The following is a 10,778-nucleotide window of genomic DNA, read 5'->3' as shown; positions in this document are numbered from 1 at the left end:
GTCGACGGCGCACCGGTGGACGGAGCGTCGGTCGAGGTGGAGTGCAGCGGGGTGGCGCTGGAGGTCGGCGTGCTCGACGGCGTCGCGGCGAACGCGGCGGTCGAGCCGAGCGCGACGAGTCCGAGGGCGCCGACAGCGATGCCGATGGTCAGGGCGCGCTTCTTCGGACGGCGCGGCCCGAAGCTCGAGCCCTTCTCGGCGGGGGTGGTCGACTCGGTCATGGGTGTCTCCTCGTTCCGGCCCGGTGCCGACCCCGTTCGGGATCGGTTGCGGCCGGTTCCATTTCAGATTCGAAGGCGAATCTGAAGCCGGACTTAAGAACAGACCCTCCACAGCAGACGCCGGGTGCGCCCCGATCCGCGGCCCCTAGGTTCGAGCACATGCCCTCCTCCGCCCGTGTGCTCCTCATCGAGGACGACGACGCCATCCGCTCCTCCGTCGAGACCGCGCTGCGCAGCGAGCGCTTCACGGTCCGCGGTCTCGTCTCCGGCGAGGACCTCGCCCGCGAGCTGAGCACCTTCGCTCCGGACCTGGTGATCCTCGACTGGATGCTCCCCGGCCCGAGCGGCATCGTGCTCGCCGAGCGGATCCGCCGCAGCAGCGACGCGGCCGTGATCATGCTCACCGCCCGCGACGCGGTCGACGACCGCCTCCGCGGCTTCGACGAGGGCGTCGACGACTACGTGGTGAAGCCGTTCGTGCTCGCCGAGCTCGTCAAGCGCGTGACCGCCGTGCTGCGCCGCCGCGGCCGCATCCCGTCCGTCGTCGAGATCGGCGACCTCGTCGTCGACCCGGAGTCGGGCCGCGCCCGCCGCGGCGGCATCGCCCTCGACCTCACCGCGACCGAGTTCCGCCTCCTCGCCTTCCTCGCCGGGAACCGCGGCCGCACCCTCACCAAGACCCAGATCCTCACGCAGGTCTGGGGCTACGACCACGTCGACCCGAACCTCGTCGAGGTGCACCTCAGCTCCCTCCGCAAGAAGATGGAGGCGCACGGCGACCGGCTCGTGCACACCGTCCGCGGCCTCGGCTACCGGGTGGAGGCGTGAGCCGCGCCCAGCCGGGCGCGCTGCGGACGGGCTCGCTCCGCCTCCGCACCGTCCTGGCCGTGCTCGCTCTGCTGGCCGTGCTGCTCCTGGCCCTCTCGGCGACGGTGCAGGCGGTGCTCGGCGAGCGCCTCCGCGACCAGATCGAGGAGCGGCTGCAGGACCGCGCCTCCGCCGCCGCCGCGCTGGTCGGCACGATCGCCGACGACGCCCTCGCCTCGCGCCTCTCGGCGCAGGGCGTCTCGGTGCGGATCACGAGCCCCGAGGGCGAGGACGTCGTGGCCGGGCCGAGCCCGGAGCAGCTGCGCCTGGGCCCTGGAGCCGCCGACCAGCTCGGAGAGCCGCCGTCGCCGCCCGGCACGAGCTCCTCCTCCGGAGCCGTCCCGCCCCGAGCCGCGTCCGCCGCCGTCACCGTCGTCTCGAGCAGCGTCGCCGCCGACGACGAGCTGATCACCCTCGAGTCGACCCTCAGCGACGGCACCCGCCTCGAGCTCACCAGCGAGGCCGGATCGGTGGGCAGCACCCTCGCGCAGCTGAACGGGATCCTGCTCGCCGCGTCGGCCGTGTTCCTCGTGCTGGCCGCCCTCGCGCTGATCGTCGTGGTCCGCGCGACCCTCCGGCCCCTCGAGCGGATGACCGACGTGGCCCGCGACATCGCGCACGGCGACCGCGGGCGGCGGCTGCGCCCCTCCCGTCCGCGGACCGAGCTCGGCCGCACCGCGACCGCGTTCGACGAGATGCTCGACGACCTCGAGCAGGCCGAGCGCAGCGCCCTCGCCGCCGAGGCGACGGCCCTCGCGGCGGAGCAGCGGATGCGCGCGTTCGTCTCGGACGCCGCGCACGAGCTGCGGACGCCGGTCGCCGGCATCCAGGCCGCCGCCGACGCGCTCGTCCGCGGCGACGGCGGCGAGCAGGAGCGCGAGCGCCTCTCCGTGCACGTCGTGCGGGAGTCGCTGCGCGCGGGCCGCCTCATCCAGGACATGCTGCTGATGGCGCGGCTGGACGAGGGCCTGGCTCTGGAGTCTCGTCCGCTGGACTCGGCGGGCGTCGCCGAGGCCGCGATCGAGCGCCAGGAGCTGCGCCGCCCGGGCCTCGCGATCGAGCTGCACCGGCCCGCCGAGCCGCTCCTGGTCAGCGCCGACGCCGACCGGCTGGCTCAGGTGCTCGGCAACCTCCTCGAGAACGGTGCCCGCTTCGCCCGCTCCCGGATCGACGTCGCCGTCGAGGCGGCCGCCGACTCCGTCACGATCACCGTCGACGACGACGGCCCCGGCATCGCCGAGGCCGACCGCGAGCGCGTCTTCGACCGCCTCGTCCGCCTCGACGACGCCCGCAACCGCGCCGACGGCGGCTCAGGCCTCGGCCTGCCGATCGCGCGCGGGCTGGCCCGGGCCCTCGGCGGCGACCTCGTGGCGGAGGCGGGGCCCGTCGGCGCCCGCTTCCGGGTCACGCTGCCTCGCGCGGGGTGACGCCGCCCCGCTCCCCCTAGGCTCGACGGGCGCGCGGGCCCCGCTCCGCCGGGACGGCAGGAGTGGCTCCATGGACAGGGACGACGCGGAGCAGCGTGTCCGGCAGGCCCGCGACGAGGCCCCGAGGTTCGGGAGCGGTCCCCTGCTCGCCACCTTCACCGTCCGGCACCGCCGCGGACTCGACGTCGCCTTCGTGCTCGACGGCGCGGAGGGGGACTTCCAGATCGGCATGGGCGCCGCGGCCGACGACTTCCGGAGCGTCCTCACCGTCGGGGTCGACCGCGAGGACGGCCGCATCCGCGGCGTCTCCAGCTGGACCGTCGACGGCCGCGAGAGGCGCGTGCCCGTGCGGATCCCGCACCGCTCCGCCACCGTGATCATCGTGGAGGCCGCTCCCCTCCCCCTCGACCGGCGCCCGTCCTCGCTCAAGTGCTGGTCCTTCCTCCGCCGGGCCTCCGCCGACCACCACTCCGACGTGCTGGGCTTCGTGTCCCCCGACCTGGCCGACCTCCCCCCGGTCCGGCTCCTCACCGATCCGGGGCGCGGCGCGGGCGCTGAGCCGGCCTCGCGCGAGGGGACGGATCCCCGCCCGACCCGCAGGCGCCGGTGCGATCATGCGCTGACGTGATCCCGCCCGGAGGTCCGCCCGACCCGGAGGAGCGCTCGTGACGCAGGAGGTGCAGTCGACCCGGCTGCGGTCGCTCGGGAGCGAGGCGTTCTTCGGAGCGACGGTGGTCGTGGCGGCGGCGTGGTCGGGCGCCCGGGCGTTCCAGCTCTACGGAGGGTGGGGCGTCGTGCTCGCGGTGGCCGCGGTGATCGTCGCGGGGCTCGGCTTCGGGCTCCGGCGGCGCGTCGAGGAGCGGTGGTCCCGGCCGAGCCTCGAGAGGCTGCGGGCCGAGCATCCGGACGGCGGCGTCACCGCGGTGCTGAACACTCCGGAGACGCTGGCCTCGCTGCGGACGCTCGCGGTCGCCGGAGCCGCGGTCGACCTCCCGGCGCTGCGCGCGGCGAAGCCGGACCCCGTGCTGCTGGCCGTCGTCACCGCGAGGGCGCTCTCGCTGTTCCGCGCCGACGCGGACCTCTCGCCGATCGCGTTCCTGCCCCTCACCGCCGGGGACGCCCCCGAGTCGGTGACGGGCTACCACCACGGTCACGCGCTCGCGGCTCCCGTTCTCACGGTCCGGCAGCAGGGGACGGAGCAGCGGCTCGCCCTCTTCCCCGCCGACGGCGCGCGGACGATCACCGGTGTCCTCGGCCGCTGAGCGAGGCCCGCTGCGCATCGCCGGGAGTCTCCGCCCCGCGGCGGATCCGGCAGCGCCGCGCCGCGCGTAGCGTCGGGCGATGGACATGTCACTGCTCGGCACCAGCGTGGTCGCCGCCCTGTGCGGGGCCGCGTATCTCGGAGTCGCGATCCTCGCGGTCGCGCAGGTCCTCCGCTCCGGCCTCGATCCCCTGCGGAAGGGCCTGTGGACGATCGCCGTCGTGGTGGCGCCCTTCCTGGGGTCGATGGCGTGGTTCCTCGTCGGGCGGCCCGGAGCCCGAGCCTGAGACGCGGCTCAGCCCGCACCCATGCCTCCGATCACCGATCGCGCAAGCACCTGCTCGCGGGGCGCCCGCACGGCAGCATGAGCGGGATGGACACGATCGAGGAGGCGGGCGCCTGGGCGCGCGATCTGGTGCGCCGCGAGTTCGGCATCGGCCTCGTCGACCTGGAGCCCGTCGTCGGCGGACTCGACCACGGAGCGCGCGTCTGGTGCGCGGCCGACGGCTCCGGGGCGCTGTGGAGCGTCAAGGCGTCGGCCCGCGACGGGCGCTTCGGCCTCGCGCTCTCGGCGTCGCTGGGCGAGTCGGGGGTGCCGGGCGTCGCGGCGCCGCACCGCGCCTCCGACGGGCACCCCTGGGCGGAGGACCGCGGGCTGCGGGTCTCGGTCGCGCCGTGGATCCTCGGCGAGGACGCGGTCGACTCCGGCGAGGACGCCCTCGACTGGGAGGGGTTTGGCGCGGTCCTGCGCTCCGTGCACGACGCCGAGCCGCCGACACTCGCGCCTCCCGTGCGGCGGGGCATCCGCCGTGTCCGCCGTCCGCTCGCCGACCTCCTCGCCGAGACCGACGAGAGGATCGACGCGCAGCCGGAGCCCCGCCCCCGCCTCACCGCGCTGTGGCGCGCGAACCGCTCCCGCCTCGACGCCCTCGCCGGCTCCGAGCGGCGGCTGAAGCGCGCCCGCACGCCCACTTCCCGCGTGCCCCTCCACGGCGACCCGCATCCCGGCAACGTCGTCATCGACGAGAGCGGCCGCCCCTGGCTGATCGACTTCGACGAGGCCACCGTCGCCCCGCGGGAGGCCGACCTGCTCCTGATCGAGCTGGGCGTCATCTACTCGCGGCCGATCAGCGACGTGCAGCGCTCGGCGTTCCGCGCGGGCTACGGCGAGGCCCTGATCGACGACGAGCGGATCATCCGCTTCGGCTGCGTCCGCGCGGTCGAGGACGTGGCCGCCACTGTCGCGCTGGCCCTCGCCGACCCGGAGCCGGAGGAGCGCGAGGCCGCCCCCGTGCCCGCCTCCCGCCTCGGCCGCGCCGCCTCGGCGCTGCCCGTCCCCACTCCGCTCGACCTGCTCGCCGGCCAGCTCGGCCCGCACGGCCTCGTCTCGCTCGTCGAGACCGCCCTCCGCCGCCCCGCCTGGCGCGGCCCTCCGACCCCGCCCCCGTCCGACCCTTCACAGCAGGAGACCACCCATGCGCAGACGATTCATCCCCCTCGCCGCCGTCCTGGCGTCGACCGCCGCCCTCACCGGCTGCAGCGGCTTCGGAGGAGGAGGCGGCGGTTCGGCCGACGCCGACTCGATCACCTTCACCACCTGGGCCAGCGAGTCCGAGCAGGCGGCCTTCGAGTCGCTGATCACCGACTTCGAGGCCGAGCACGAGGGGGCGAGCGTCGAGCTCAACGTCGTCCCCTACGACCAGATGTTCAGCAACATCGACGCGCAGCTGTCGTCGGGCGAGGCCCCCGACGTGTTCCGCGTCGACTACGGCAACCTCGGCGTCTACTCCAGCCAGGAGCAGCTGCTCGACCTGACCGACCGGATCGACGACTTCGACTCCTTCACGCCCGCGTTCCAGGAGGCCGTCTCCTTCGAGGGGAAGCCCTACGGTGTCCCGCACCAGACCGACGTGTCGGCGCTGCTGGTGAACACGCAACTGCTCGCGGCGGCCGGCATCACCGACGTGCCGACCACCGCCGACGAGGCGTGGACCTGGGAGGAGTTCGCCGACGCCTCCGCGAAGCTGCGCGCGAGCCTGCCCGCCGAGCAGTACCCGTTCGTCTACAACTGGCAGCTCGGCGGCACGCCCCGCTGGCTGAGCTGGCTGTTCGAGGCCGACGGCACGCTCCTGGAGGAGGACGGCACCACTCCGGCGATCGACTCCGCCGCGGGCGCGAAGGCGCTGGACTTCACGAAGAGCTTCTTCGACAACGACTGGGTCCCGCCGACCAGCTCGGTGAAGTCCGCCACCTACGCCGACTCCTTCTTCACGGAGCAGACCGCGGCGATGGCGTTCGCCGGGTCCTTCCTCGTGCCGGACATCGACGACCTCGCCGACTTCGAGTGGACCGCCACGCCGATGCCCGTCGACGAGCGCGGCGCGACCGACCTCGGCGGCAACGCCCTCGTCGCCACGGCCGACACCGACAACCCGGAGCTCGCGACCGAGTTCCTCTCGTTCATGACGCAGGCCGACACCATGGCCGAGTTCTGCGCGGCGACGAACGAGCTGCCCACCCGGTCCGACATCGACCCCGCGTCGATCGACTTCGCGGTGCGCCCGGACGTGATGCCCGTGTTCGTCGAGCAGGCCGCGACGATCACCCCGCGGGACGTGCAGCAGCTCACCTCGCCGTTCCTCGCGAAGATCTCGGTCGCGATGCAGGACCAGCTCGAGGAGGCGTTCGTCGGCGGACGCAGCACCGAGGAGACCCTCTCCGGCCTCGACGCGGCCATCCAGCAGGCGACCAGCTGATGACCGCCACCACCCTCCGCGGCCGGGCGGGCTCCTCCGCCCGGCCGCGGTCGGCCCGCAGGCGCGAGGCCCTCGCCGGCTTCGGCTTCGTCGGCCCGAACCTGCTCCTGATGGCGCTGTTCCTGTTCGTGCCGATCCTCTGGGCGATCCAGCTCTCGTTCCAGGAGTCGCGCGGCTTCGGCACGCCCGAGTGGGTCGGCTTCGCGAACTACCTGCGGATGGGCGCCGACCCGGTGTTCTGGCAGAGCCTGGGCAACACGCTCCTCTTCACCGCGGTCACCGTGCCGCTCGAGCTCGCCGGCGGCCTCGGCCTGGCCGTGCTGCTCAACTCCGTGCTGCCCGCGCGCGGCATCTTCCGCACGGTGATCGTGCTGCCCCTGGTGATCTCGGGCGTCGCCTCCGGGATGATCGCGGTCACGATCTTCAGCGAGTCCTCGGGCATCGTGAACAAGGTGCTGAGCTCGCTGGGCGCCTCGCCGGTCGCGTGGCAGTCGGACGGCTCCGCGGCGATGATCTCGGTGATGCTGACCGCGGTGTGGCTGCGGATCGGCTTCAACATGGTCATCTACCTGGCGGGCCTGCAGAGCGTCTCGCCCGAGCTCTACGAGGCCGCGCGGATCGACGGAGCGACGCGCTGGCAGCAGTTCCGCGCACTGACGGTGCCGCTGGTCGGCCCGTCCACCTTCTTCCTGCTGATCATGAACGTGATCGCCTCGTTCCAGGTCTTCGACATCGTCTTCGTGATGACGGGCGGCGGCCCCGGCTTCTCCACGTCGGTGCTCGGCACCTACGCGTACCGCAACGGCTTCCAGGTCCGAGAGCAGGGCTACGGCGCCGCGCTCGGCGTCGTCATCCTGATGGTCTCCCTCGCCTTCACCTACCTGCAGTGGCGCACGAGCCGCACGCGCGACCTCGTCGACTAGGAGCCCTCATGTCGTCCTCCACCGTCACCACGCCCGCCGCGGTCGCCGCGGCCACCGCCCGCGAGACCCCGCGCCGGCGTCCCTCCCGCCGCGACGGCTCCCGCTCCGGACTCGTCGTCCGCCTCGTCGTCGCGATCGTCGCCTCGGCGGTCGTGTTCTTCCCGCTGTACTGGATGCTCGTCATCGCCTTCTCGCCGCGCGGCGAGGTGTTCGCGCCCGGCCCGCCCCGCTTCTGGCCGAGCGAGATCTCGTTCGAGAACTTCGCGACGGTGTTCGCGCGCTTCCCCGTGGGCGAGTGGTTCGTCAACTCGGTCGTGATCGGGGTGTTCGTCACGGTGTTCACCGTCGTGGTGAACCTGCTGGCCGGCTGGGGCTTCGCGCGGCTGCGCTTTCCGGGGCGGAACCTGCTGTTCCTGCTCGCACTGGCCACGATGATGATCCCGGTGCAGGCGATCATGGTCGCGCAGTTCAAGCTCGTGACCGGACTGCAGATCTACGGCACCTACTGGTCGGTGATCCTGCCCGGAGCAGCGGCGGCCTTCGGGATCTTCCTCGCCCGGCAGTTCTTCCTCTCCATCCCGGAGGAGCTGATCGAGGCGGCGCGGATCGACGGCGCCGGCCACCTGCGGGTGTTCCTGCAGATCGTGCTGCCGCTCTCGAAGCCGCTGATCGCCGTCCTGATCCTGCTGACTCTGCTCGGCAGCTGGAACGACTTCGCCTGGCCGCTGATCGCCCTGAAGGACAACGAGCTGTTCACGCTGCCGATCGGCCTGCTCTACCTCAAGGGCCAGTCGACGCCGGACTACAGCGCGAGCATGGCGCTGGCGCTGGTGTCGGTGCTGCCGATGGTGCTGCTGTTCCTGTGCTTCCAGCGCTACTTCGTGCAGGGGTTCGCGCGCAGCGGCATCCGGTGAGGTCGGGCGGCGGCACGGGCGGGGGCACGGGTGGCGTGGAGCGGTCGCCGCGGCGGGACGCTCTTGACCGGACGGGGCAGGAGAGGACGTGGACGGAGAGGACAGAGCAGGGCCGGAGAGGACGGGGCAGGAGAGTGCCGACGGACGCGGCGGGCGGCGGAGAACGTGAACCACGTGGAGGTCGTCCGGTCGTGATCTCTCGAGTTCGACGGCTCTCCTGCGCGGCGGGGGCGTCCGCCAGCCGGAGCAGGGCGGGAGCGGACCGGGACGGAGCGGACCGGGACGCGGGCGGACCGGGACGCGGTGGCCGACGCCCCGAAGCGCCGAAGCACCACGGGACACGGGGCTCGAGGCTCGAGGCTCGAGGCTCGACGAAGCGCCAACGTGCCGACGGACCTCGCGGCGCCGGAGGTGCGAGAGCGCGAGGGCGCCTGGGCGGGTCCAGGCACGGCGATGCACCGCCTCGCGGCCGACGGAGTGTCGGATCGCCCGGCAGGTCGGGCTGCGGATCAGAACGGCGGAGACGCGTCCACGAACCGCGGCCGCGTCGGCGCCAGCAGCGAGGGCGACGGCCGAGGAGACGACGGTCGCGATGACCTCAGCTGCGATGACGAGGATCGTGGTGACAGCGGGTGCGGCTGCGGCTCCGGTTCTTGCGCCGACTGCGGCGTCGGTCGTCGCGTGGGCGGCAGCGGAGCTCCGGGCAGCGCCCGCGGTCGGTCGGTGATCCGACGGCCGGTGGGGGTCGTCCAGACGACGGTGCCGTCCGGATGGAGGGCGTAGGTCCAGCGGTCGCCGTGGCGGACGTGGTGGTGCGCGACGCAGAGCGAGGCCAGGTTGCCGAGGGCGGTCTCGCCTCCGTTCCGCCACTCGAGGGTGTGGTCGGCCTCGGCCGTCGAGGACGAGCGGGTGCAGCCGGGGAACCGGCAGGTCCGGTCGCGCAGCTGCAGCTGGAGGCGCATCCGAGGGGGCGGGACGCGGAGGGTCCTGCCGACCGACGTCACCACTCCCGTGTCCGGATCGGTCAGCACCCGCGTGAAGGCGGCCGCCGTGCGCACGAGCTCCCGGGCGACGTCGGCGGGGACGAGACCGTAGCCGTCGAGTTCGGCCGGCGCGTCGTCGAGGCCGACCGCGGTGCTGGCGGCGAGGGTGAGGCGCACGTCGGCGCGGACTCCGGAGACGGAGGCGTGGATTCCGGAGACCGAGGCGGAGATTCCGGAGACCGAGGCGGGGACTGCGCTCGCTCCTTCGCCCGAGGATCCGTCTGCGGAGATGTCGCCGTCGATGAGCAGATCGACGAGTGCGTCGGCCCGCAGCTGCGCGAGCGTCCGGCCGTCGCCGAGGGAGATGTCAGCGTCTCCTCCGGCGCTGCCACCCGTCTCCGCGCCGAGCACGGCACCAGCACGCGCACCAGCACCAGCACCAGCACCAGCACCAGCACCAGCGTCCGTTCCCGCACCGACTGCTACCCGGGCATCGCCACGGGCACCAGCACCGCTCTGTGCAGTCGCAGTCGCAGTCGCACTCGCACCTGCACCTGCACCTGCACCTGCACCTGCACCTGCACCTGCACCTGCACCGAGCCCGATCCTCGCCGCGTCCGCCCCGTCGCGGAGCGAGCGGGCGATCCGGTCGAGACGGTTGTAGGCGCCGACCGCAACCGGGGCCGGCAGCAGGGCGCAGAGCGTGGCCATGCCGTCGGCCTCGGCGCCGAGCCACACGCTGCGGTCCTCGCGGGCGCGGGCGTGGCGCTCGGTGAACGGCTGCTCGTGCAGCTCGTCGCGCAGCCGCGCCACGGTCCGGCGGAGCTGGGTGGGCGTCTGCGAGAGCGCCGCGGTGGCCGCCCGCTCGTCGAAGGACGCGCGCGACGGAGCGGGGAGGGTCGCGGCGGCGGCGCAGACGACCTCGCCGGCCTCCCAGAGGATCCGGGCCTCGGCCAGGAGGGTGCGGGTCGCCGGGAGGTCCTCGATGAGGAGCCGAGCGTGCTCGAGACGCCGAGACGCCACGCGCTCCGACATCCCGAGCGCCGTCGCGAACTCGGCTCGGATCGAGCGCTCCACGAGGTCTCCCGCCTCGCTCCGGGAGAGACGACTCCCCCGCGCGAACGACTCCGGCACGAGCAGCGCTGCCCGGTACGCCGTGTGCAGGGCGACGGCCCCCGCGAGCAGCACCGGCGCCGAGGAGCGGGCGAGCCCCGCCGCGAGACCGGCGAGCGCGCGCACCGCGTCGAGCGTCTGCGCCGTCTCGCCCGCGCGCACCGCCTCGACCGCCTGCGCCGCGTCACCCGAACTTCTCATACGTGTATTGAATCAGCGACCACCGACATCGGGCCGGGGCCCGTGACCAGGATCGGGACAACGGAGCCGGTACCCCGCCTGTGGAGGGACGAACCGCCGGCGAGCGCGGGCT

10 protein-coding genes and 1 pseudogene are annotated in these 10,778 nt (G+C 73.8%); 8 read left to right on the top strand and 3 right to left on the bottom strand.

The window, feature by feature from the left end; translation table 11 throughout:
• Positions 1-221: pseudogene (locus tag C5C44_RS16530) on the bottom strand (hypothetical protein); the annotation flags it as partial.
• A gap of 159 nt (positions 222-380) precedes the next feature.
• Here C5C44_RS16530 and C5C44_RS16525 point away from each other — a divergent pair.
• The 5 genes from C5C44_RS16525 to C5C44_RS16505 all read left to right on the top strand — a co-directional run bounded on the left by C5C44_RS16525 (position 381) and on the right by C5C44_RS16505 (position 4,063).
• Complete coding sequence (locus C5C44_RS16525) at positions 381-1,049, top strand: response regulator transcription factor (RefSeq protein ID WP_104324887.1); 669 nt, start codon at positions 381-383, stop codon at positions 1,047-1,049.
• A complete protein-coding gene (locus C5C44_RS16520; protein WP_104336225.1) occupies positions 1,046-2,515 on the top strand; it encodes a cell wall metabolism sensor histidine kinase WalK in 1,470 nt (489 codons plus the stop codon). Before C5C44_RS16525 ends, C5C44_RS16520 begins: the two co-directional genes overlap by 4 nt.
• Before the next feature lie 70 nt (positions 2,516-2,585).
• A complete protein-coding gene (locus C5C44_RS16515; RefSeq protein WP_104336224.1) occupies positions 2,586-3,143 on the top strand; it encodes a hypothetical protein in 558 nt (185 codons plus the stop codon).
• 37 nt (positions 3,144-3,180) lie between these two features.
• Positions 3,181-3,777 carry a hypothetical protein gene (locus tag C5C44_RS16510; protein ID WP_104305530.1) on the top strand — a complete coding sequence of 199 codons (597 nt, stop codon included), beginning with the start codon at positions 3,181-3,183 and terminating at the stop codon, positions 3,775-3,777.
• 79 nt (positions 3,778-3,856) lie between these two features.
• Positions 3,857-4,063: a PLD nuclease N-terminal domain-containing protein gene (locus tag C5C44_RS16505; protein ID WP_104225196.1), complete on the top strand. Its 207-nt coding sequence runs from the start codon at positions 3,857-3,859 to the stop codon at positions 4,061-4,063.
• An 8-nt stretch (positions 4,064-4,071) separates the two neighbouring features.
• Here C5C44_RS16505 and C5C44_RS16825 read toward each other — a convergent pair whose 3' ends face one another.
• On the bottom strand, positions 4,072-4,254 hold the full coding sequence (locus tag C5C44_RS16825) for a hypothetical protein (protein ID WP_146084373.1): 183 nt from the start codon (positions 4,252-4,254) through the stop codon (positions 4,072-4,074).
• A gap of 997 nt (positions 4,255-5,251) precedes the next feature.
• Between C5C44_RS16825 and C5C44_RS16495 the strand changes: the two genes are divergently transcribed.
• From C5C44_RS16495 to C5C44_RS16485, 3 genes are read left to right on the top strand one after another with little or no spacing between them, the layout of a single operon-like run.
• Positions 5,252-6,532 (top strand): sugar ABC transporter substrate-binding protein, encoded by a 1,281-nt coding sequence (locus C5C44_RS16495; RefSeq protein ID WP_244229553.1) that lies wholly within the window; start codon positions 5,252-5,254, stop codon positions 6,530-6,532.
• Positions 6,532-7,455, top strand: a complete 924-nt coding sequence (locus C5C44_RS16490; protein ID WP_104225205.1) for a carbohydrate ABC transporter permease — start codon at positions 6,532-6,534, stop codon at positions 7,453-7,455. The genes C5C44_RS16495 and C5C44_RS16490 overlap by 1 nt, the downstream gene beginning before the upstream one ends.
• A gap of 8 nt (positions 7,456-7,463) precedes the next feature.
• Positions 7,464-8,369, top strand: coding sequence for a carbohydrate ABC transporter permease (locus C5C44_RS16485; RefSeq protein ID WP_104234603.1), 906 nt, complete (start codon positions 7,464-7,466; stop codon positions 8,367-8,369).
• A 509-nt stretch (positions 8,370-8,878) separates the two neighbouring features.
• On the opposite strand, the gene C5C44_RS16480 is transcribed toward C5C44_RS16485, so the two are convergent.
• Complete coding sequence (locus tag C5C44_RS16480) at positions 8,879-10,666, bottom strand: HNH endonuclease signature motif containing protein (RefSeq protein WP_146084372.1); 1,788 nt, start codon at positions 10,664-10,666, stop codon at positions 8,879-8,881.
• Positions 10,667-10,778 lie beyond the last annotated feature (112 nt).

The organism is Rathayibacter sp. AY1F6 (assembly GCF_002932035.1).
In the GTDB taxonomy this organism is placed as follows: Bacteria; Actinomycetota; Actinomycetes; order Actinomycetales; family Microbacteriaceae; genus Rathayibacter.
Note: the sequence above shows the minus strand (reverse complement) of the source record. Positions and strands in the feature narration are given on the sequence as shown.